This window comes from Methylobacterium oryzae (genome assembly GCF_021398735.1).
GTDB lineage: Bacteria > Pseudomonadota > Alphaproteobacteria > Rhizobiales > Beijerinckiaceae > Methylobacterium.
On the sequence record NZ_CP090349.1, the window covers coordinates 2,065,321 to 2,085,355 of the forward strand.

The 20,035-nt window shown below is 70.3% G+C and carries 22 protein-coding genes; 13 read left to right on the plus strand and 9 right to left on the minus strand.

What is annotated here, in order from left to right; genetic code table 11:
- The first annotated feature begins 14 nt into the window (after positions 1-14).
- From LXM90_RS09905 to LXM90_RS09935, 7 genes are all read left to right on the plus strand, one after another.
- On the plus strand, positions 15-449 hold the full coding sequence (locus LXM90_RS09905; RefSeq protein ID WP_081636452.1) for a hypothetical protein: 435 nt from the start codon (positions 15-17) through the stop codon (positions 447-449).
- Positions 449-691, plus strand: coding sequence for a hypothetical protein (locus LXM90_RS09910; RefSeq protein ID WP_020092087.1), 243 nt, complete (start codon positions 449-451; stop codon positions 689-691). Before LXM90_RS09905 ends, LXM90_RS09910 begins: the two co-directional genes overlap by 1 nt.
- The gene (locus tag LXM90_RS09915; protein ID WP_020092088.1) at positions 688-1,437 is read left to right on the plus strand and encodes an ABC transporter ATP-binding protein; all 750 of its coding nucleotides are present in this window, start codon (positions 688-690) and stop codon (positions 1,435-1,437) included. The genes LXM90_RS09910 and LXM90_RS09915 overlap by 4 nt, the downstream gene beginning before the upstream one ends.
- A complete protein-coding gene (locus LXM90_RS09920; RefSeq protein ID WP_020092089.1) occupies positions 1,434-2,327 on the plus strand; it encodes an ABC transporter permease in 894 nt (297 codons plus the stop codon). Before LXM90_RS09915 ends, LXM90_RS09920 begins: the two co-directional genes overlap by 4 nt.
- Before the next feature lie 13 nt (positions 2,328-2,340).
- Complete coding sequence (locus LXM90_RS09925) at positions 2,341-2,979, plus strand: hypothetical protein (protein ID WP_020092090.1); 639 nt, start codon at positions 2,341-2,343, stop codon at positions 2,977-2,979.
- 247 nt (positions 2,980-3,226) lie between these two features.
- The gene (locus tag LXM90_RS09930) at positions 3,227-5,797 is read left to right on the plus strand and encodes a TonB-dependent receptor (protein ID WP_020092091.1); all 2,571 of its coding nucleotides are present in this window, start codon (positions 3,227-3,229) and stop codon (positions 5,795-5,797) included.
- A gap of 213 nt (positions 5,798-6,010) precedes the next feature.
- Positions 6,011-6,364 carry a hypothetical protein gene (locus tag LXM90_RS09935; protein WP_234082503.1) on the plus strand — a complete coding sequence of 118 codons (354 nt, stop codon included), beginning with the start codon at positions 6,011-6,013 and terminating at the stop codon, positions 6,362-6,364.
- Positions 6,365-6,405: 41 nt separating this feature from the next.
- Here the strand turns inward: LXM90_RS09935 and LXM90_RS09940 are convergent, their stop codons facing one another.
- From LXM90_RS09940 to LXM90_RS09955, 4 genes are all read right to left on the minus strand, one after another.
- Complete coding sequence (locus tag LXM90_RS09940) at positions 6,406-7,923, minus strand: undecaprenyl-phosphate glucose phosphotransferase (RefSeq protein WP_234082505.1); 1,518 nt, start codon at positions 7,921-7,923, stop codon at positions 6,406-6,408.
- A 144-nt stretch (positions 7,924-8,067) separates the two neighbouring features.
- Positions 8,068-9,267: a glycosyltransferase family 4 protein gene (locus tag LXM90_RS09945; protein WP_020092094.1), complete on the minus strand. Its 1,200-nt coding sequence runs from the start codon at positions 9,265-9,267 to the stop codon at positions 8,068-8,070.
- 141 nt (positions 9,268-9,408) lie between these two features.
- Positions 9,409-10,092: a PAQR family membrane homeostasis protein TrhA gene (gene trhA, locus LXM90_RS09950; protein ID WP_234082508.1), complete on the minus strand. Its 684-nt coding sequence runs from the start codon at positions 10,090-10,092 to the stop codon at positions 9,409-9,411.
- Between the two features lie 150 nt (positions 10,093-10,242).
- Positions 10,243-11,346 (minus strand): COX15/CtaA family protein, encoded by a 1,104-nt coding sequence (locus tag LXM90_RS09955; protein ID WP_234082512.1) that lies wholly within the window; start codon positions 11,344-11,346, stop codon positions 10,243-10,245.
- A gap of 210 nt (positions 11,347-11,556) precedes the next feature.
- Here LXM90_RS09955 and LXM90_RS09960 point away from each other — a divergent pair, with 210 nt between their 5' ends.
- The gene (locus LXM90_RS09960) at positions 11,557-11,763 is read left to right on the plus strand and encodes a DUF2842 domain-containing protein (protein WP_012319661.1); all 207 of its coding nucleotides are present in this window, start codon (positions 11,557-11,559) and stop codon (positions 11,761-11,763) included.
- A 66-nt stretch (positions 11,764-11,829) separates the two neighbouring features.
- Positions 11,830-12,195 carry a hypothetical protein gene (locus LXM90_RS09965; RefSeq protein ID WP_234082515.1) on the plus strand — a complete coding sequence of 122 codons (366 nt, stop codon included), beginning with the start codon at positions 11,830-11,832 and terminating at the stop codon, positions 12,193-12,195.
- 24 nt (positions 12,196-12,219) lie between these two features.
- Here LXM90_RS09965 and aat read toward each other — a convergent pair whose 3' ends face one another.
- The 4 genes from aat to LXM90_RS09985 form a co-directional block, all read right to left on the minus strand.
- Positions 12,220-12,903 carry a leucyl/phenylalanyl-tRNA--protein transferase gene (gene aat, locus LXM90_RS09970; RefSeq protein ID WP_020092098.1) on the minus strand — a complete coding sequence of 228 codons (684 nt, stop codon included), beginning with the start codon at positions 12,901-12,903 and terminating at the stop codon, positions 12,220-12,222.
- A gap of 79 nt (positions 12,904-12,982) precedes the next feature.
- Entirely contained in the window at positions 12,983-14,335 is a 1,353-nt protein-coding gene (gene accC, locus LXM90_RS09975; protein ID WP_020092099.1) for an acetyl-CoA carboxylase biotin carboxylase subunit, read from the minus strand.
- A 104-nt stretch (positions 14,336-14,439) separates the two neighbouring features.
- The gene (gene accB / locus LXM90_RS09980; RefSeq protein ID WP_020092100.1) at positions 14,440-14,916 is read right to left on the minus strand and encodes an acetyl-CoA carboxylase biotin carboxyl carrier protein; all 477 of its coding nucleotides are present in this window, start codon (positions 14,914-14,916) and stop codon (positions 14,440-14,442) included.
- Positions 14,917-15,072: 156 nt separating this feature from the next.
- Positions 15,073-15,855: a DsbA family protein gene (locus LXM90_RS09985; protein WP_020092101.1), complete on the minus strand. Its 783-nt coding sequence runs from the start codon at positions 15,853-15,855 to the stop codon at positions 15,073-15,075.
- Between the two features lie 183 nt (positions 15,856-16,038).
- Here LXM90_RS09985 and LXM90_RS09990 point away from each other — a divergent pair, with 183 nt between their 5' ends.
- A complete protein-coding gene (locus LXM90_RS09990; RefSeq protein ID WP_103984755.1) occupies positions 16,039-17,193 on the plus strand; it encodes a pyridoxal phosphate-dependent aminotransferase in 1,155 nt (384 codons plus the stop codon).
- 4 nt (positions 17,194-17,197) lie between these two features.
- On the opposite strand, the gene gph is transcribed toward LXM90_RS09990, so the two are convergent.
- The gene (gph, locus tag LXM90_RS09995) at positions 17,198-17,890 is read right to left on the minus strand and encodes a phosphoglycolate phosphatase (RefSeq protein ID WP_020092103.1); all 693 of its coding nucleotides are present in this window, start codon (positions 17,888-17,890) and stop codon (positions 17,198-17,200) included.
- Positions 17,891-18,062: 172 nt separating this feature from the next.
- Here gph and LXM90_RS10000 point away from each other — a divergent pair, with 172 nt between their 5' ends.
- The 3 genes from LXM90_RS10000 to LXM90_RS10010 all read left to right on the plus strand — a co-directional run bounded on the left by LXM90_RS10000 (position 18,063) and on the right by LXM90_RS10010 (position 20,008).
- Complete coding sequence (locus LXM90_RS10000; RefSeq protein ID WP_020092104.1) at positions 18,063-18,527, plus strand: hypothetical protein; 465 nt, start codon at positions 18,063-18,065, stop codon at positions 18,525-18,527.
- Between the two features lie 129 nt (positions 18,528-18,656).
- Positions 18,657-19,370, plus strand: a complete 714-nt coding sequence (gene rpiA, locus LXM90_RS10005) for a ribose-5-phosphate isomerase RpiA (RefSeq protein ID WP_020092105.1) — start codon at positions 18,657-18,659, stop codon at positions 19,368-19,370.
- Between the two features lie 44 nt (positions 19,371-19,414).
- The gene (locus tag LXM90_RS10010) at positions 19,415-20,008 is read left to right on the plus strand and encodes a DUF2059 domain-containing protein (RefSeq protein WP_020092106.1); all 594 of its coding nucleotides are present in this window, start codon (positions 19,415-19,417) and stop codon (positions 20,006-20,008) included.
- Positions 20,009-20,035 lie beyond the last annotated feature (27 nt).

The following is a 20,035-nucleotide window of genomic DNA, read 5'->3' on the forward strand; positions in this document are numbered from 1 at the left end:
GGGTGGAACACGACATGACACGCATGTTTCGAACGGCGGCCCTCGGCTTGGCAGGGCTGCTCGCCGCGGCACCGGCCAGTGCCCTCGACCTGACCAAGAAGCGGGAGAACCTGCCCGACCTCGTCCTGGGCGACGATCAGGGCAACGACTTCGTGGTCGAGAACAAGGACATCACGCTGGAATCCGGCAAGGCCTACCGGCTACGGATCGTCGCCAAGGGGCGCCAGGAATACAAATTCTACGCGCCGGAGTTCTTCCGCTACATCTGGTTCAACCAGATCGTGATCGAGCACAAGGAGATCCACGGCGGCGGCCCACCCGATCACCTGGAGTTCGACGATCCCGGTGAGATCGCCATCGAGTTCGTCGCGATCAAGCCCGGCACCTACACGTGGTCGGTGCACGGCCTGGAGTCCAAGGGCATGACCGGCACGCTGACGGTGAAGTGATGCGCATCCTCCTCCTCTCCGCCTGCCTCCTCGCCGCCGGCCCGGCCCTCGCGGCCGACGACGCCTCGTCCTGCGCCGAGGGCATCACGATGATCCGCGACGCCCTCGCCCTGAACCCGCCCGAGACGGCGGTGCCGAAGCTCAGGGAGGCCCTGCGGGTGGCCGAGCGGGAGCAGAAGGAGGGCGAGTTCGACGAGTGCCTCGACGCCGTCTCCGACGCCCGGAAGGTCCTGGGCCGATGAGCGCGACCGAGCCGGCGGCCCTCCTGATCGAGCATGTCGGCCACAAGTTCGGCGCCCGCGCCGCGCTGAACGACGTCTCGATCACGGTGGAGCGTGGCCACTTCGCCGCGCTGCTGGGGCCGAACGGCGCCGGCAAGACGACGCTGTTCTCGGTTATCACCCGGCTCTACAACAACCAGACCGGGCGGGTTTCGATCTTCGGCCACGCCCTGGATCGCGAGCCGTCCCGGGCGCTGGCGCGGCTCGGCGTCGTGTTCCAGGCCCGCACCCTCGACACCGATCTCACCGTCGAGCAGAATCTCCTCTACCACGCGAGCCTGCACGGCATCGCCCGCGGCGCCGCCAAGGTCCGTGTGGGCGAGCTGCTCGACCGCGTCGGACTCGCGGACCGCCGCCACGACAAGGTGCGCACACTCTCGGGCGGCCAGTCGCGCCGGATCGAGATCGCCCGCTCGCTGATCCACCGCCCGGACCTGCTGCTCCTCGACGAGCCCACCGTCGGCCTCGACCTCGAGTCGCGGGCCGACATCGTGGCGATCGTCCGCGCCCTGGTGCGGGAGGAGGGCTTGTCGGTGCTCTGGGCGACCCACATCTTCGAGGAGATCGCGGACGACGACGACGCCGTGGTGCTGCACCGGGGCCGGATCGTCGCCCGGGGCCGGGCCGGCGGGATCGGCAGGCCCGGCGAGGCCCTCGCCGACGCGTTCCGCCGCTTGGTCGCCGAGCCGGGGAGGGCGGCGGCATGACGAACCCGACGCCCCTCGCCACCCGGATCGGCACCGCCCCGCCGCGCGGCCAGGCCGCGCGGATCGGCCGCCTCGATGCGGTCGGCTACCTGATCTGCCTCGGCGGCATCGTCCGCCGCGAGCTGCTGCGATTCTTCAATCAGAAGGAGCGGTTCTTCTCGGCGCTGGTCCGGCCGCTGGTCTGGCTGTTCATCTTCGCGGCCGGCTTCCGCAACACACTCGGCGTGTCCATCGAGCCGCCCTACCAGACCTACGTGCTCTACGAGGTCTACGTGGTGCCGGGCCTCGCCGTGATGATCCAGCTGTTCAACGGCATGCAATCGTCGCTGTCCATGGTCTACGACCGCGAGGTCGGCTCGATGAAGGTGCTGCTCACCTCGCCCTATCCGCGGTGGCTGCTCCTGCTCGCCAAGCTGATCGCCGGCGTCGCCGTGTCGATCGTGCAGGCCTACGCGTTCCTGGCCGTGGCGTATTTCTGGGAGAGCGACATCCCGTGGCTGGGCTACCTCGCGGCCCTGCCGGCCTTCCTGGCCACGGGGCTGATGCTGGGGGCGATCGGGCTGTTCCTGTCCTCGCTGGTCCGCCAGCTCGAGAACTTCGCCAGCGTGATGAACTTCGTGATCTTCCCGATGTTCTTCGCCTCGTCGGCCCTCTACCCCCTGTGGCGGATCCGGGAATCCTCCGAGACCCTCTACTGGATCTGCGAGCTGAACCCGTTCAGCCACGCGGTCCAGCTCGTCCGCTACGCCCTCTACCTCCAGTTCGAGCCGGTCGCCTGCGCCGTGGTGCTGGGCGTGGGGCTCGCCTTCTTCGGCATGGCGGTGGTCGCCTACGACCCCGGCCGCGGCATCATGGCCCGGCGCGGCGGCCCGGCCGGCGACAACACCTGATGGAGTCCGCCCAATGAACGTCCTCCTGACCCGCATCGTCGGCCCGGCGCTCGGGCTCGTGATCCTCGCCGGTCCAGCCCTGGCGCAGCCGAAACAGGATCCGGATTGGCCCTGCGTCCAGCGCAAGGTCGCCACACTCAGTCCCGGCCAGTTCTGGACCGGCCCCGACGTGGAGGCCGCCGGCGACTGGGGCAGCGACAACGACGCCGCCGTCCTGGCGCAGAAGATCGCGTCGCGCCGCACCGACCTCTCGCAGGTCGGCCCGCTCCTCGACACGTTCGCGGAGAAGTTCGGCTCCGACAAGGACGCGAAGGACAAGGCCCTGACCCGCGTCTACTCTGGCGTGTTCGAGGTGCTGAACGGCGAGCGCAACAAGGTGGTCGGCGGCATCGCGCGCTACGCGCAGGGCCAGCGCCGTATGGCCGAGCGGATCCGCGACGAGGCCGACAAGATCAGTCAGGTGAAGGACGCGCCGAGCGCCTCCGACGCCACGGAACTCCCGAAAGACCAGTCCGAGCTGGAGACGAAGTTCGCCTGGGATCGCCGGATCTTTCAGGAGCGGAGCCAGTCGCTGACCTATGTCTGCGAGGTTCCGCAGCTGCTCGAGCAGCGGCTCGGCGAGATCGCGCGCCTGATTCAGGCACGGCTCTGACCACGCGCCGGCGATCATTGCCAAATTATCCCGGGTAGATTGCCGAAATATCCTTAAGTGGCTGAAATCTTTACCGAAACTGTTGCTGTTTAACCACGTGGCGGCGGCTTCGCTCGGCGCAGGCCGGAAATGAGGCCGAAACGCGTCTCACGTGTTCTTGAACCAATTGTGCGCGTTCCCGGCACCCTCCAAGAAAGACCCAAGCTCGGCAGTCACGAGCACGTGTTTGGGTTTGAGGGGGTTGGGGATGTCACTTCGGGCGCTTCGGAGCGGCCTGGTCGCGTCGGCATCGGTTCTCGCCGGGACGGTTCTCCCGGCGGCGGTGCAGGCTCAGCAATCGGTCACGCTCGGCGAGATCAGCGTCGTCTCGACGTCGCCGGTCGGGTCCGGCGGCGGAAATTCGAGCCAGGCGCAGATCTTCAACGGTCCCGGACCGGTGCCGCCGGCCGGCTCCCTGGGACCGAGCACCGGCGTGCGGCTGCGCGGCTCCGAGCAGCCGCTCTACAAGATCCCCAGCACCGTCGAATCGGTCACGGCGAGCGATATCACGATCGATCGCGCCAGCGACAACCTGACCACGACGCTGGCCCGGCGCACGCCCGGCATCAACGTCTCCGACTCGCAGGGCAACAACAACCGCGTCGACATCACCTACCGCGGCTTCACGGCCTCGCCCGTGCAGGGCGTGCCGCAGGGCCTCGCCGTGTATCAGAATGGCGTGCGCATCAACGAGGCCTTCGGCGACATCGTCAACTTCGACCTGATCCCGCCGCAGGCGATCCAGCGCATCGACGTGGTCACCGGCAACCCGGTCTTCGGCCTCAACGCGCTCGGAGGCGCGGTCAACATCCAGATGAAGAACGGCTTCACCTGGCAGGGCACCGAGATCTCGGCCTGGGGCGGCTCGGACGCGCGCACCGCCGGCTATCTCGAGTACGGTAAGGTCTCCGGCCCGTGGAGCGTCTACTTCACCGGCGACGGCCTGAACGACCGCGGCTGGCGCTACGAGAGCCCGAGCACGATCGGCCGCCTCTACGGTGACATCGGCTACCGCTCGCAGGATGCGGAGTTCCACCTGATCGGGCTCGCCGCCCGCAGCTTCTTCGGCGCGGCCGCGGCCACGCCGGTGGACTTCACCCACCGCGACCCGCGGGCGATCTTCACCTTCCCGCAGACCACCACCACCGAGGTCGGCACGCTCCAGCTGACCGGCCGGGTCGACATCTCGCCGACCTGGGATCTCGCCGGCAACGCCTATTTCCGCCGCTTCAGCCAGACCTACGTCGACGGCAACGACGGCAACTTCGAGAACTGCAGCACGCGCTCCAGCTTCCGCGGCAACCTCTGCTTCGAGGATGACGGGTTCAGCCCGGCGGCCGGACAGTCGCAGCTCGCCTTCCGCAACCAGTTCCTGATCCTGGGGCAGCAGAACCAGCGCATCCCGTTCCGGGCGGGCATCCCGTACGGCACGCTTGACACGACCCGAACGGAAGCCACCGGCTTCGGCGGCTCGCTCCAGGCCGCCAATCGCGACCGGATCTTCGGCCTGTCCAACACCTTCGTGGTCGGCGGCAGCATCGACGCGGCCAATTACGGCTTCAAGTCGTCCAGCACGCTCGGCGTCATCAACCCGGATCTGTCGATCACGACCAACCCGAGCAACCCGTTCTACGGCAACGTCCCGGGCCTCGGCACGCCGCAGCTGCGGACCGCCGGCGCGCTCGGCATCGCGCCGAGCTCGGTCAACGGCTCCAACCTCTACATGGGCCTCTACACCCTCGACACGCTCGACGTGACCGACCGGCTGTCGCTGACCGCCGGCGCCCGGCTCAACTTCGCGCGCATCCAGAGCGAGGACCTGACCGGCTTCTCGCCGGACGTAACCGGCACGCACTACTTCAACAAGATCAACCCGGTCGCCGGCCTGACCTACCGGTTCTTCGACGCGCTGAACCTCTACGGCAGCTACTCGGAGTCGAACCGCGCCCCGACCCCGCTGGAGCTGGCCTGCGCCAACCCGGACCGGCCGTGCCTGCTGCCGAACTCGCTGGTGGCCGACCCACCGCTCAAGCAGGTCACCGGGCGGACCTACGAGGTCGGCTTCCGCGGCCAGCTGCCGAACACCTATGACGGCGGCATCATCACCTACAAGATCGGCGCCTTCCGCACCGATCTCGCCAACGACATCCTGTCGCTGGCCACCCCCGGCAACACCGCCCGCGCCTACTTCGTCAACGTGCCGTCGACGCAGCGGCAGGGCATCGAGGTCGGCGGCGAGTACACGGCCGATTACCTGCGGGTCTACGCCAACTACGCGCTGGTCGACGCGACCTTCCAGTTCAACGGCACCCTGTCGTCGCCCAACAACCCGCTCGCGGATGACGGCGCGATCCAGGTCCGCAAGGGCAACGTCGTGCCGCTGGTGCCGACCCACCAGATCAAGGCCGGGTTCGACTACTTCGTCACGCCCAACTGGCAGTTCGGCCTCTACCTCCAGGCCTTCTCCTCGTCCTACTTCCGCGGCGACGAGTCGAACCTGAACCGCAAGCTGCCGCCCTACTACGTTCTGAACTTCCAGACGAAGTATCAGGTGACGAAGAACCTCGAGGTCTTCGGCCTCATCACCAACCTGACCAACAACCGCTACACCACGTTCGGCACCTACGCCGAGCCGGGCGCGGTGGCGGGCAACCTGCGGATCAGCGATCCGCGGACCACGACCCTGGCGCAGCCCTTCTCGGTCTACGCCGGCATCCGCTACGCCTTCGGCGCCGATCCGGTGCCGATGTCGCCGGAGCCGATCATCCGGAAGTACTGATCCGTCAGCGGCGTCGAGAGGCGGGCGCCTCCCGCGGCCAGAAGGCCGCGCGGGGCGCCCGTCGCGTTTCCGCACTACCGCATGCGGCCTCCTGTCTCGGGAACGGGCCCGTTCGCCCGGCGTCTCCCCGGTAGCCGCACCGGCGCATTACCGTCCGCTCATGCATGAGGGGTCGGCGCCGGCCGCATCCCGACACCGTGGAGCCTCGTCCCGATGATCATGCGTTTCGCCGTTGCAGCCCTGGCCCTGGCGGCCGCTACGCCAGCCCTGGCGACCCCGTGCGCCGACGAGGTCGACACGCTGCAGCGGCGGCTGGACAGCGCCGGCGCGGCCTCGGTGACCGGCACGACGCCGCCCGGCGGCACCACGTCCTCGAACTCGCCCAAGGCGCTCGACACGCCGCCAGCGCTCACCAAGTCGGACGCCGCCGTGAAGCCCACCGCCGCGGGCGTCGAGGAAGCCAAGAAGCTGGTCGCGCTGGCGCGCCAGCAGGACAAGGGCGGCGACGCCCAGGGCTGCCGCGACACGATCCTGAAGGCCAAGGAGAAGGCCGGCGCGCTGCCGTAGCGCGCTTCCGGCCGGCACCGCTCCGGTGCCGGCCCTTCCGCTCAGTAGGCGTTCTCGGTCTTGAACAGCGCGAACGGCGTGGTCAGCAAGATCTGCAGATCGAGCAGCACCGACCAGTTCTCAATGTAGTAGAGGTCGTGCTCGACGCGCCGCTGCAGCTTCTCTGAGGTGTCGGTCTCGCCACGCCAGCCGTTGACCTGCGCCCATCCGGTGATGCCGGGCTTGACCTTGTGGCGCGCGAAGTACCCGTCGACCACTTGGTCGTAGAGCGTGTTGGCGGCTTTGGCCTGCAACGCGTGCGGGCGCGGGCCGACCAGCGACAGGTCGCCCTTGAGCACGTTGAACAGCTGCGGCAGCTCGTCGAGCGAGGTCTTCCGGATGAAGCGCCCGACCGGCGTGACCCGGGGATCGCCCCGTGTCACCATCTTGGCCGCGCCGGCGTCGCACTGATCCACGTACATCGAGCGGAACTTGTAGACCTCGATCAGCTCGTTGTTGAACCCGTGGCGCTTCTGCCGGAACAGCACCGGCCCGCGCGATGTCAGCCGGACCGCGAGGGCGATGACCAGCATGAGCGGCGATAGCGCCAGCAGCATCATCAGGCCGACGCAGCGGTCGAACAGCGCCTTCACCACGACGTCCCAGTCGGCGATCGGACGGTCGAACACATCCAGCACCGGGACGGAGCCCAGATACGAGTAGCTGCGCGGGCGCAGGCGCAGCTTTGCGGCGTGCGCCGAGAGGCGGATGTCGATCGGCAGGACCCAGAGCTTGGCGAGCATCTGGAGGATCCGGGCCTCCGCGGTGATCGGGATCGTGAAGACGATCAGGTCGAGCCGGGCGTGTCGCGCGTAGGCGACGAGGTCGTCGACGTTGCCGAGCTTCGGGTGCCCCGCCACCACGTCCGAAGAGCGATCGGCATTGCGGTCGTCGAACACCCCGACGATGCGGATGCCGCTCTCGCTCTGCGTCTCCAGGGCGGCGATCAGGTCCTCCGCGGGCTGCCCGCCGCCCACGATCGCGGTGCGCCGGTCGAACCGTCCTGCCCGGGTCTGGGCATCGATGATGCGGAACAGGACGAAGCGGCCGACCAGCAGCATCACGAGGCCGGTGCCGAAGAAGGTCGCGAGCCAGAGGCGCGAGTAGTGGTCGGCGACCTTGGCCAGCACGAGGCCGGCGGCGACCATCAAGAATGTCATCGACCACGCCGCGATCAGCCGGACGGCGGTCTTGAAGAAGCTCCGGAAGGCAGCGACCCGGTAGCCGCCGGACGCCTGGATCAGCGTCACCGTGATCACCGCGATCATGCCGATCGCGCCCGCGTAGGTCAGTCCGAACGGGACGCGGCCGCGGAGCATCAGCACGTGCAGCAATGCGCCCAAGCCGAAGATGAGCGCGCATTCCAGCCCGCGCACCAGACCGGCCACCACGACGGGCGAGATCGCCGTCGGGCCGGGGACGGCGGTCTCGGCGAGGGGCACGCTGCCCGCGGCCGGGGTCGAGGACGCCTCCATCGGGACGGCGGCCTCGAGAAGATCGCGAATGTCGAACGCGCTCATCGATCGGCTCCCCCCGAGCCTTGCGGTCGCTGCCTCGGCGAAACCCTGGCACGGGGCGTTGTGGGAACATTTAAGAGCGCGGGCGCCGCCGCCTTTTCCACCGCGGCGCACAGGCCCCCGTTCCTCTTGCTGCTGGTCTCGTCGTCAGGCGGTCCGGGCCCCGGCGATCGCGCGCGGTGCGGGATCGCGGCGCTCCGCGCGGGCCTCGAAGGCCGCGGCGTAGCCGGAGATCACCTCGCTGCCCATGCGTTCCAGGGAGAAGCGCTGCCGGATCGAGGCGCTCAGACTCTGCGTCCGCTCGGCCAGGGCCTCCGGCGCGGCGTCGAGGACCCGTCGGATCCCCTCCACGAGCGCCGCCGGGTCGCGCGACGGCACGAGGTCGCGCGCGGCCGCGCCGAAGATCTCCGGGATTCCGCCGACCCGAGTGGCGACCAGGGGCTGCGCCGCCGCGGCAGCTTCCAGCACGACGTAGGGCAGCGACTCCGCGAGCGACGGGACAACGAGGATCCGCCCGCGGGCGAGCACGGAGCGGATCGCCTGCGGCGGCTCGAACGCCACCGCGTCGGCGAGGCCGAGCCGCGCCACGGTGTCGCGAAGGATCTCGGCATCCGGTCCCGACCCAACGAGGAGCAGGCGCAGCGCCCGGCCCTCGGCCCGCAGCCGGACGAGGGCCTCGAGCAGGTAGGGCAGGCCCTTGGCCTCCCGCAGCTCGCCGACGTAGAGCAGGTCGAAGGGCTCGGCGACGCGGTCCAGCGGCGCGAACTCGGCCTCGGCGATGCCGTTGTGCACGATCCGCGTCACCCGCTCGGGACCGCCGACGAAGCTCCGATGGCGGCCGGCGACGTACTCGCTCTCGAACAGGAACGCGTCGGTGCGGCGGGCGAGCACCGCCTCGGCACCCATGTAGAGGCGGTGCAGCGGGCTGCCCGGCCGGTAATTGTAGCTGCCGCCGTGCGGCGTGTAGGCGCGGATCGCCGGACCTGCCGCGGCGAGCCGGGCATAGGCGCCGCCCTTGGCGCCGTGTCCGTGCAGGACCTCCGCGCCGACCTCCGCGGCCCTCTGCGCCACGGCCCGGAGGCAGGACCAGTCCGACGGATGCGGATTGCGGCGCATCGGCAGCCGGACAAGGCCGAGGTCCAGGCAGGGCACCAGGTCCGCCAGGGCGCCCGCAGCGCGGTCGCCGCCGGTGCTGGAATCACAGATGAGACCGACATGGTGCCCCGCGGCCGCCTGGAGGCGAGCGAGATCCATCACGTGCCGAAACAAGCCGCCCACCGGCGCGCGGAACACGTGCAGGATCCGGTAACGCTGAGCGATGCCAGAGTCGTTCGTCTTCGGGACCAAGGTCCAGCTCCCGGGAATATCAGTCCCTAGGTTGTGGTTCACCCGTGGTCGCAGGAAACTTAAAGCAGGTCGCCGCGTCTCGACCTTTCCATCAGGACGGTAACCGGAATTTTACGCGCACGATCGCAATCGATCCCAACGCTAAGTCATCGGCGAGCCGTTCAGGCTGGCCCAGATCGTCCCGTAGTGGCAGGCCGTGGCGGCGAGGACGAAGCCGTGCCAGATCGCGTTCTGGAAGGGCAGGGTCCGCCAGATGTGGAACACGACGCCGATCGAATAGAGCGCTCCGCCCATTCCCAAGAGCCACAGGGCGGTCGGCTGAAGCGCCGCGATCACTGATTCGTAGGCGAACAACCCGCTCCAGCCGAGCAACAGGTAGAGCCCGATCGACAGGCGGTCGAACCGGCCCGGCAGAACCAGCTTCACGGCGATCCCGATGAGGGCCACGACCCAGATCATCGCCAGGAGCGCGTAGGCCCGCGGGCCCGACCCGACGAGGGCCACCAGCGGCGTGTAGGTCCCGGCGATCATCAGGTAGATCAGCGCGTGATCGGCGCGGCGCAGGAGCCATTTGCGCGGGCTCACAGGGTAGAGATTGTAGACGGCCGAGACGCCGAGCATCAGGACGAGGGCCGTGGCGTACACGACAACGGCCGCACGTTCGCCGAGCCCGAGATGCGCCGTGACCGCGGTCGCCACCAGGGCAACGGCACCGGCGAGGCCGAGCACCACGCCGAGACCGTGGATCACGCCATCCGCCATGATCTCCCGCGGCGTGTAGTGCCAGGTCAGGGAGAGCGGTCGACCATCCTCCGCGAGAGACATCTTGAAGCCTCCTGCAACGCGTGCAGCTTAAAGCTTGAGAAGTCTTAGTCGTTCCATGTGCAGATTGCTGATGGGGAGTTATCCCAAGGTTCCACTGAAAGCGGTAAAAGTCTCGTGCGGCGCAGCAAGGCCGCTGCACCGCACGAGAGCCTAGATGCGGCCGGCGGCGAGCCCCTCGAAGCCCAGCGGCGGCTCGGCGGCTGCGGGCTCGACCAAGCCGGATCCCCGGCCGAGGCGGGCATGGACGGTGGCCATCGTGAGCACCGCCATGGCGAGCACCTGATGCGCGAGCGCCGCCCAGAGGGGCACGGCGAGGAGCAGCGTCGCGATCCCAAGCGCCATCTGGGCGAGGACGAGGATGACGACCCCCGTGGCCCGCCCGGCCGCGCTCTTCGGGCCGGTGAGCCAGGCGTCGACGGCGTGCAGCACCGCCACGACGAAGACGAGGTAGGCCGTCACCCGGTGGTCGAACTGAACCAAGGCGTGGTTGTCGATGAAATTCTCGATCCACGGCCGGATCGCGAACAGGCTGTCCAACGGAGGGACGAGATGGCCGTCCATGGTCGGCCATGTGTTGTAGACGAGGCCGGCATGCGAGCCGGCGACGAGGCCACCGAGGAAGATCTGCACCAGGACCAGGATCGGCAGCAGCAGGGCGGTCGCCCGCAGGCGCGCCGGGGCGGGCGCCAGGACGCCGGGGCGCTGGCCCGCGGCCAGCCAGACCAGCCCGGCCAGGATCAGGCTCGCGGTGGTGAGGTGCAGGGCGAGCTTGAGCGGCGCCACGGCCGTCATGCCGGGCTGGAGGCCCGAGGCGACCATGATCCAGCCGATGGCGCCCTGGAGGCCGCCGAGCGCGCCTAGACCGAGCAGGCCGAGGCCGAGCCGCCGGCTGATCCGGCCCTGCCACCAGAACACGATTAGCGGCAGGAAGAACACGAGGCCGATCACCCGGCCGAGCAGGCGATGGCCCCATTCCCAGCCGTACAGCACCTTGAAGGCGGACAATCCCATCCCCTGGTTGAGGATGTTGTATTGCGGCGTGTCCTTGTACTTGGCGAACTCGGCCGCCCAGTCTGCCTCCGTCAGCGGCGGGATCGCGCCCGTGACGGGGCGCCACTCGGTGATCGACAGGCCGGACCCGGTCAGCCGCGTCGCACCGCCGACCGCCACCATGGCGACCACCAGGGCCGCGACCACGTAGAGCCAGGTTCGCACCGCCCCCGACCGCCGGTCGCCCGCGCCGCTCATGTCCATACACGTCCCTTCCGCGGATGCCGGGATGCCCCCCGCAGTGCCCGGGTTAGGGGATGTCCGGTCGCCCATCAACGGCGCCGGCGCCGCAGCCCGCGTCAGCGGGCGCGTTGCCAACCGGGTTCTAGGACGGTAGCCGTCGCCCGTCCGAGCCCGCGGCGCCGCCCGCGGGACCAGGAGTACTTTTCGAAGACACGGTCCAGGAACACAGCAATGCGCCGCCGCACCCGGACCCTGATCGGCACCCTCGCCATCCTGGTCTTCGTCTGCCTCTACGGGCCGCTGGCGATGACCCTGGCCGATAGCCGCATCTCGGAGACGCCGGCGGCGGTGCAGGCGGTGATCTACTCGATCCTCGGCATCGCGTGGATCTTCCCACTGATGCCGCTGATCCGGTGGATGGAGCGGCCCGATCGCTGAGGCCGACCCTCGATTTTGCCGCACTCGGGGATCACAAGCCTGCCGTCGCCGCTCGAGACCCCCTCCGTGCACCGCCCGACTCTCTGCCTCAAGCCGCTGGCCGCTCTCGTCGTGCTACTCGCGCCCCTGCCGGCCCTGGCGCAGGGGACACCGCGCTCCATCGGTGAATGCGAGCGTCTCAAGAACGACCTCGCCTACAACCAGTGTCTCGCGATGTTCGGACCGGCGGCCAAGAACGTCGCCGGGGGCTACGCCTCGGCCGATACGGCGGTCGCCATGGCGGCGACGCCCGCGGCGGCTATGGCCGAGCCGATCCCGCAGGTGGAGGAGTCGGTCGAGGCCAGCACCAGCCGGCGTCGGCGCTACCGGTCCGTGCGCGGCCGTCAATACGCCTCGTTCTCGACCGGCTACCGCCACCGGCGTCGGCGCTAGCGGCCACCGGCCCGCGTCACTGCACTAACGGCGATCCGGAGCTTCGAGCGCCTCGAGGACCCGCGTACCCGGAACCGAACCGTCGCCGGGCCAGACGTTCCAGTCGGCGACCTGATCGAGAGCCTCGGCGAGGCGGCGCTTGTAGACGTGGCGCGGCACCTCCTCGGCACCGAACTGCGACAGGTGGTCGGTGACGAATTGGGTATCGGCGAGCCGGTAGCGCCCGGCGCGCAGGCGGGCCATCAGGTGGACGAGGGCGACCTTCGAGGCGTCGCGGACCTCGTGGAACATGCTCTCGCCGAAGAAGGCCGCCCCCAGCGAGACGCCGTACAGGCCGCCGACGAGCCGGCCGTCCGCGCCCGCGTAGACCTCGACCGTGTGGACGTGGCCGATGTCGAACAGGGCGCCGTAGAGCTCGCGGATCCGCCCGTTGATCCAGGTGCGCTCGCTGTCCCGCCGGGGCGCAGCGCAGCCGTCGATCACCCCGTCGAAATCGGTGTCGCAGCGGACCACGAACTGGTCGGACCGCACCGTCCGGGCGAGGCGCCGGGGAACGCGGAACGTGTCGAGGGGCAGAACGCCGCGCGCCTTGGGTTCGACCCAGTAGAGCGTGGGATCGTCGGCATCCTCCGCCATCGGGAAGATGCCCGCCGCGTAGGCCTTCAGCAGGATCTCAGGGGTGATGTCCACGCGGGCGGTGTCGTGCATGCCGTGAATGTCGCGCGCGGACGGCGCGAAGACCAGATCCCGCGCGCGCCGCGCTCGCCGCAGCCCCGCCCAGGTCCGGTCAGGCTTTCATGCCGCCGTCTTCCAGGAAATGCTCCAGCCAGTGAATGTCGTAAAGGCCGTTTTGCACGTCCGGGTTGCGGACCAGCGTCCGGAACAGCGGCAGCGTCGTGTCGATCCCGTCGATGACGAACTCGTCCAGGGCGCGCCGCAGGCGCATCAGGCACTCGTTGCGGGTCCGGCCGTGGACGATCAGCTTGCCGATCAGCGAATCGTAGTTCGGCGGGATGCGATAGCCCTGGAACGCGGCCGAATCGACCCGGACGCCGAGGCCGCCGGGCGTGTGGTAGTGGGTGATCTCGCCGGGCGACGGCCGGAAGGTCTCCGGGTGCTCGGCGTTGATCCGGCACTCGATGGCGTGGCCCTCGACCTTGATGTCCGCCTGGCTCACCGACAGCGGGCCGCCCGAGGCGACCTGGATCTGCTCGATGACGAGGTCGATCCCGGTGATCATCTCGGTGACCGGATGCTCGACCTGGATGCGGGTGTTCATCTCGATGAAGTAGAAGCGTCCGTCCTCGTAGAGGAACTCGATGGTTCCGGCGCCGAGGTAGCCGAGCTCCTTCATGGCGTTGGCGCAGATGCCGCCGATCTCGGCGCGCATCGACTCGTTGAGGGCCGGCGAGCCGCCTTCCTCCCAGACCTTCTGGTGTCGGCGCTGGAGGGAGCAGTCGCGCTCGGCGAGGTGCACGGCGCCGCCGCGGCCGTCGCCGAGCACCTGCACCTCGATGTGCCGGGGCTTCTCCAGGTATTTCTCGAGATAGACCGCGTCGTCGCCGAAGGCGGCCTTGGCCTCGGACTTGGCCATGCCGATCGCCTGCTCGAGGTCGGCCTCGGAGCGCGCGACCTTCATGCCGCGGCCGCCGCCGCCAGCCGCCGCCTTGACGAGCACCGGGTAGCCGATCCCGGCAGCCACGCGCTTGGCCGTGTCGATGTCGTCGACGCCACCCTCGGAGCCCGGCACGCACGGGATGCCGAGCTTCAGCGCCGTGCGCTTGGCCTCGATCTTGTCGCCCATGGTGCGGATGTGCTGCGCCTTGGGTCCGATGAAGCCGATCTGGTGATGGGCCAGAACCTCGGCGAAGCGGGCATTCTCCGACAGGAAGCCGTAGCCGGGATGCACGGCATCGGCCCCGGTGATCTCGCAGGCCGCGATGATCGACGGGATGTTGAGGTAGCTGTCGCGGGCGGCCGGTGGCCCGATGCAGACGCTCTCGTCGGCGAGGCGCACGTGCATCGCGTCCGCGTCGGCGGTGGAGTGGACCGCCACGGTAGCGATCCCGAGCTCCTTCGCCGCCCGCAGGATGCGCAGGGCGATCTCGCCGCGGTTCGCGATCAGGATCTTGTCGAACATCGGACCCGTTAGGGCGTCCTGGCGATCCCGGACCGCGCAGGATGCTCTATCCTCTCGTGTTGCGGCGTCGTCCGGGACTGGGCGGCGGGCGCCCGGCGGACGTCCTAGGTGATGACGAGCAGGGCCTCGCCGAACTCGACCGGCTGACCGTCCTCGACGAAGATGGCGCTGATCGTGCCGGCGCGGGGCGCCACGATCTCGTTGAAGGTCTTCATCGCCTCGATCAGCAGCAGCTTGTCGCCGACCGCGACCGTCGAGCCGACATCCACGAAGGCCTTGGCGTCGGGCGAGGGGCGGAGATAGGCGGTCCCGACCATCGGCGAGGGCACGGTGCCGGGCTGCGCGCGGGCCGGCTCGGCCGGGGCGAGGGGAGACGACGCGGCGGGCGCGGAAACCGGAGGCGGGGCGACGGCCGCGAGCGGCGCGGGCGCCGCGACCTGCACGCTCACGGGCTCGAGCCGCCGCGCCACGCGGATGCGCAGGTCGCCCTTCTCGACCTCGATCTCGGACAGGCCGGTCTCGGTCACGAGGTTGGCGAGCTCGCGCACGAGCTCGGGATCGATGGCGTCGTTCTTTGGCATCCGGCCTACTTCGTCTCGCGGCACGTCGGTGCGTACATCCGGGCTCGGCCCTGGACCCCACCGCGGCCCTGCGGCTGGCGGCTCTTAGACGAAGGCGCCCCGGCGCGACAAGGCTGCGCGGACCGCCTTCGGGGTTCCTCGGCCCGATCCGTCAGCTCAGCAGGAGGCGTGGCCGCACTGGCGCACGTCGGCGATGGTCTTGCGCATCGGCTCGACGCCGACGGCGCCCGGGATCACCTCGTCGCCGATGATGAAAGCCGGCGTGCCCGACAGGCCCAGGCGGTCGCCGAGGCCGCGGTTCTCGCTGAGCGCGGCCTTCACCTCGGGGGAGGCCATGTCCTTCTGCAGCTTGGCCGTGTCGACGCCCATGTCCTTGGCGACCTGGATCGCGCGGGCGCCGTTCACCCGGCCCTTGGTCTCCAGAAGCTTCTGATGAAACTCGAACAGCTTGTCGCCCTTCAGCTGCTGGCGCACCGCGACGGCGACCTGGCTGGCCTCCAGCGATTCCGGGCCGAGGACCGGGAAGTCCTTGATGACCACCCGCAGCTTCGGGTCGGATTTGATCAGCGCCTGGATGTCGCCTAGGGCCTTGCGGCAGTAGCCGCAATTGTAATCGAAGAACTCGACCAGCGTGACGTCGCCCGACGGGTTGCCGGCAACGACGTCGTGGGGACCGTTGTGGAGAGCCTCGCGCGACTCCTTGAGGGCGGCGGCCTGGGCCAGGCGCTGCGTCTCGGCCTGCTGCTTCTCGGCCTCGGCGAGGGCCTCCTGGAGCACCTCGGGATGCTTGATCAGGTAGTCCTTGACGATCGCCTCGATGCCGGCGCGCTGCGCGTCGGTGAACGGCGCGGCGGGGGGCGTCGCGGTCTGCGCGAGGGCCGGGACGGCGACGAGGCCGAGCGCCAGGACCAGCGCGGGCAGGGGGCGGATGAAGGGCATAGATCCTCGCTTGCGCGGCGGGGCGGCCCGCGCGTGGCGCGAGCGGTAGGGGCTGGGTTAGGCGTTTTCGCGGCGTCCGGTCAATTCCCGCGGCGAGGGCGGCGTGCGCCGCCGGCTTGAGGCGGGAAGGGGGAGCGTCTAACCCCCGGAGGCTCCAGCGTCGTCCGGCTCAGAGCAGACCCCATGATCCCGATCTCCCGGCGCGCCGCCGCCGTCCAGCCGTTCCTCGCGATGGATGTCATGGCCGCCGCCGCCGCCAAGGCGCGGGCCGGCAGCGACGTGGTGCGGATGGAGGTCGGCCAGCCGTCGGCGCCGGCGCCCCGGGCGGTCATCGCGGCCGCGCAGGGGGCGCTCGCGACCGGCCGCGTGCCCTACACCGAGGCCCTGGGCCTGCCGTCCCTGCGCGCCCGCATCGCCCGGGACTACGCGGAGCGGCACGGCGTCGCGGTGAGCCCGGAGCGCGTGGTGATCACCACCGGATCCTCGGCCGGCTTCATCCTCGCCTTCATGAGCCTGTTCGACTCCGGCGCCCGGGTCGCCGTCCCGCAGCCCGGCTATCCCGCCTATCGCAGCATCCTGGCCGCCCTCGACCTCGTGCCGGCGCCGATGGTGCTGCGCGCCGAGGACCGCTTCGCGCCGACCGCCGCCCTGCTGCGCGAGACCCACGCCCGCGCGCCAGTCTCCGGGGCACTGGTGATGAGCCCGGCGAACCCCTCCGGCACAGTCATTACGGAGGGCGCCCTGCAGGATCTCTGCGCGGCGGCGCGCGGCCTCGGCCTGCCGCTGATCTCCGACGAGATCTATCACGGCCTCAGCTACGGCGAGCCCACCGTCACGGCCCTGCGCTTCGACCCCGACGCGGTCGTGATCAACTCGTTCTCGAAGTACCACTGCATGACCGGCTGGCGCGTCGGCTGGATGGTCGTGCCGGAGGCGCTGGTCCGCCCGATCGAGCGGCTGGCCCAGAACCTCTACATCTCGGCGCCGTACCTGTCGCAGGTCGGCGCCCTGGCGGCCTTCGATGCGACGGACGAACTCGACGCCGTTCGCGACGGCTACGCACGCAACCGCGCGATCCTCCTGGACGCGCTGCCGGCCCTCGGCCTCGGCCGCGTCCACCCGGCCGACGGCGCCTTCTACCTCTACGCGGACGTCTCGAACCTCACCAACGACGCCTCGGACTTCTGCCGGCGCATGCTCGACGAGGCGCACGTCGCGGCGACGCCGGGCCTCGATTTCGATCCGGACGTGGGCAACCATCACGTCCGCTTCTCCTTCGCGGGCTCGGAGACCGAGTGCCGCGAGGCGGCGCGGCGCCTGAAGGCGTGGCTGCGCTGACAGGTCAGGCCACCGGCACGAGCGCGCCGACCGCCTCGACCAGCTCCGAGAAGTGCTCGATCACCCGGTCGGGCCCGAGCTCGGCGACCGGGCGGTCGGTGTAGCCGAAGGTGACCGCCACCACCGGGATCCCGGCGGCCTTGGCGGTGTCGATGTCGGTGCGGGAATCGCCCACCATCACGGCGCGGGCCGGATCGCCGTCGGCGCGGGCGATGGTGCCGGTCAGGTGGCGGGGGTCGGGCTTCGACTGCGGGAAGGTGTCCCGACCGCAGATCGCCGCGAAGCGGTGGCCGATGCCGAGGAGGCGCAGCAGCTCGACCGACTGCCCCTCGTACTTGTTGGTGCAGACCGCGAGCCGGAAACCCGCCGCCTCGAGGGCGTCGAGCGCCTCGACGACGCCCGGGAAGAGGTGGGACGTGTCGGCGAGGTGCGCCCCGTAATGGGCAATGAAGGCGTCGAACAGCCGGTCGTGGTCCTCCGGCGAGAGTGGCCGGCCCTCGGCCTCGAAACCCCGCCGGATCAGCGCCCGGGCGCCGGCGCCGATCAGCCCGCGCGCCTGCGAGAGGGGCAGCTCGGCCAATCCCTCGCGCTTCATCAGCACGTTGAGGGTGCCGATAAGGTCGCCCGCGGTCTCAGCGAGCGTCCCGTCCAGGTCGAAAACGGCGATCGGGGGCTTGCGCGTCGATTCGGTAGACATGCCTGGGCGGTTCCGTGCTCGGCGGGATCTCGAACGGCGTCGCTATCGGGGCCGGGCACCCGGGGCAAGCCGACCGGCGCAGCACGGCGGATGCGCGGATCGTCTCACCGGGCGCCCCAGACTCGCCCGAAAGCGCAGCGAAAGGCAGCGCGTACCAGCCCCGGGACCCGCGATGAAACTCTTCCTGCCCCTCCTGGCCGCCTGCGCCGCGCTGCAAGCCCTGCCGGCGGCGGCGACCTCCTTCGAGTTCGTGCCCGCCCCGCAGACCGACCTGAACCGGATGTACCGAGTCGACAAGGTGACCGGCGAGGTGACCTCTTGCCAGTACGGCCTCCAGGAATCGGCGGGCGGCATCGGCCAGACGGTCTGCTTCGGATCGGGAGAGGGCGCCGGGCCGCAGACCCCGTCCGAATACGGGCTGGTGGCGAGCCGGCATACCCGCGAGGCCGGCGTCTTCCGGGTGAACTACCGCACCGGCGAGATGAGCATCTGTTTCGTGCTGGTGAAGAAGGAGCAGGTCGTCTGCACCCAGCAGGGCAAGCCGGGCGCCGAGGGCGCGTCCGACGCGCCGCTGACCGGTCCGGCCCCGGGTCGCGCGGGCGCCAGCGCCACCCCGACACAGGGCGGCCGTCCGTGACGCGGCCGTGCGGGCGGGGCGTTCCGGTCGGCCCGGTCCCGTGCTAGGGGCCGCCCGACGCCCACGGAAAGACCGGCTGCCCATGACCCGCGCTCCCTCGCTCCCCCTCGCCGACCGGGCCGTGTCCCGGTGAGTGGGCCGGACCTGCGGCGGGCCGCGGCCGCCCGCGCCCTCGACCTCGTCGAACCGGGCATGCGGCTCGGCCTCGGCACGGGCTCCACGGCGGCGGCCTTCGTGGCGCTCCTCGGCGAGCGCGTCCGCGCCGGCCTCGACATCGTCGGCGTCCCGACCTCCGAGGCCACGCGCGCGCAGGCCGAGGGCCTGGGCATCCGCCTCGCGACCCTGGACGAGCAGCCCGAGCTCGACCTGACCATCGACGGCGCCGACGAGGTCGACGACCGGCTGCGCCTGATCAAGGGCGGCGGCGCGGCACTCCTGCGCGAGAAGATCGTCGCCTGCGCGAGCCATCGCATGGTGGTGATCGCCGACGCGGCCAAGCACGTGGCGCGGCTGGGCGCCTTCCCGCTCCCGATCGAGGTCAATCCCTTCGGCCTCAAGGCCACGCACCGGGCCGTCGAGGCCGCAATCGCCGGGACCGGCTGCTCCGGCGAGGTCCGGCTGCGCGCCCTGACGGATGGCAAGCCCCTGGTCACCGACGGAGGCCATTACATCCTCGACGCGCGCCTCGGAGCGATTCCTGATCCGGAGGCCCTCGGCGCCGCCCTCTGGGCCGTGCCGGGCGTCGTCGAGCACGGTCTGTTCCTCGGCATCGCCGACGCCGCGATCCTGGCGGCGGCGCGGGACGGGCAGGCCGAGGTCACCGTTCTCGGCAGCCTCACCTGAGGCGCCGCCCTCCATCGCCGGCCATCCTCGCAAGAAAGTCCAGCATGTCCCGTCGCCTCACCGCCGTGCCAGGCCTCGCGCTCAGCCTCGCGCTCGGCCTCGCGCTCCCGGCGCTCCCCCACGCGGCGGTCGCGCAGCCGCAGAAGGCCGCGCAGGCCAAGCCGGCGGCGCAGCCGGCCGCCGGCGCCCCCGCGGCCAACAGCCCGGCCGCGGCCACCTACACGCCGGCCCACCTCGCCCTGGCCCGCGAGGTGATGCTCAGCTCCGGCATCGCCCGGTCGTTCGACTCGGTGCTGCCGGCCTTCGCCGACCAGATCCGCAAGCAGGCGGTCACCCGTCCCGAGCTGTCCAAGGACCTCGAGGAGGTCCTGGCCTCCCTGCAGCCGGAGATGGAACTGCAGAAGCAGCGCATGATCGACATCGCGGCGCGCACCTACGCGTCGAAGTTCTCGGAAACCGAGTTGAAGGAGATCGCAACCTTCTTCCGCTCGCCCGCCGGCAAGCACTACGTCGAGGCGCAGCCGCAGCTCCTCGACGAGATGGTGCAGGAGATGCAGGACTGGACGCAGGACGTCTCCGAATACGTCATGGTCCGCGTCCGTGCCGAGATGGGCAAGCGCGGACACCAGATGCAGTGAGGGCAGCCGCTCCCGGGGGCGGATCGC

What these genes read in the sequence shown, in the direction of transcription:
- LXM90_RS09905 (WP_081636452.1), top strand. Translation starts at nt 15, where the DNA reads ATGACACGCATGTTTCGAACGGCGGCCCTCGGCTTGGCAGGGCTGCTC.
- LXM90_RS09910 (WP_020092087.1), top strand. Translation starts at nt 449, where the DNA reads ATGCGCATCCTCCTCCTCTCCGCCTGCCTCCTCGCCGCCGGCCCGGCC.
- LXM90_RS09915 (WP_020092088.1), top strand. Translation starts at nt 688, where the DNA reads ATGAGCGCGACCGAGCCGGCGGCCCTCCTGATCGAGCATGTCGGCCAC.
- LXM90_RS09920 (WP_020092089.1), top strand. Translation starts at nt 1,434, where the DNA reads ATGACGAACCCGACGCCCCTCGCCACCCGGATCGGCACCGCCCCGCCG.
- LXM90_RS09925 (WP_020092090.1), top strand. Translation starts at nt 2,341, where the DNA reads ATGAACGTCCTCCTGACCCGCATCGTCGGCCCGGCGCTCGGGCTCGTG.
- LXM90_RS09930 (WP_020092091.1), top strand. Translation starts at nt 3,227, where the DNA reads ATGTCACTTCGGGCGCTTCGGAGCGGCCTGGTCGCGTCGGCATCGGTT.
- LXM90_RS09935 (WP_234082503.1), top strand. Translation starts at nt 6,011, where the DNA reads ATGATCATGCGTTTCGCCGTTGCAGCCCTGGCCCTGGCGGCCGCTACG.
- LXM90_RS09940 (WP_234082505.1), bottom strand. Translation starts at nt 7,923, where the DNA reads ATGAGCGCGTTCGACATTCGCGATCTTCTCGAGGCCGCCGTCCCGATG.
- trhA (WP_234082508.1), bottom strand. Translation starts at nt 10,092, where the DNA reads ATGTCTCTCGCGGAGGATGGTCGACCGCTCTCCCTGACCTGGCACTAC.
- LXM90_RS09955 (WP_234082512.1), bottom strand. Translation starts at nt 11,346, where the DNA reads ATGGACATGAGCGGCGCGGGCGACCGGCGGTCGGGGGCGGTGCGAACC.
- LXM90_RS09960 (WP_012319661.1), top strand. Translation starts at nt 11,557, where the DNA reads ATGCGCCGCCGCACCCGGACCCTGATCGGCACCCTCGCCATCCTGGTC.
- aat (WP_020092098.1), bottom strand. Translation starts at nt 12,903, where the DNA reads ATGCACGACACCGCCCGCGTGGACATCACCCCTGAGATCCTGCTGAAG.
- accC (WP_020092099.1), bottom strand. Translation starts at nt 14,335, where the DNA reads ATGTTCGACAAGATCCTGATCGCGAACCGCGGCGAGATCGCCCTGCGC.
- accB (WP_020092100.1), bottom strand. Translation starts at nt 14,916, where the DNA reads ATGCCAAAGAACGACGCCATCGATCCCGAGCTCGTGCGCGAGCTCGCC.
- LXM90_RS09985 (WP_020092101.1), bottom strand. Translation starts at nt 15,855, where the DNA reads ATGCCCTTCATCCGCCCCCTGCCCGCGCTGGTCCTGGCGCTCGGCCTC.
- LXM90_RS09990 (WP_103984755.1), top strand. Translation starts at nt 16,039, where the DNA reads ATGATCCCGATCTCCCGGCGCGCCGCCGCCGTCCAGCCGTTCCTCGCG.
- gph (WP_020092103.1), bottom strand. Translation starts at nt 17,890, where the DNA reads ATGTCTACCGAATCGACGCGCAAGCCCCCGATCGCCGTTTTCGACCTG.
- LXM90_RS10000 (WP_020092104.1), top strand. Translation starts at nt 18,063, where the DNA reads ATGAAACTCTTCCTGCCCCTCCTGGCCGCCTGCGCCGCGCTGCAAGCC.
- LXM90_RS10010 (WP_020092106.1), top strand. Translation starts at nt 19,415, where the DNA reads ATGTCCCGTCGCCTCACCGCCGTGCCAGGCCTCGCGCTCAGCCTCGCG.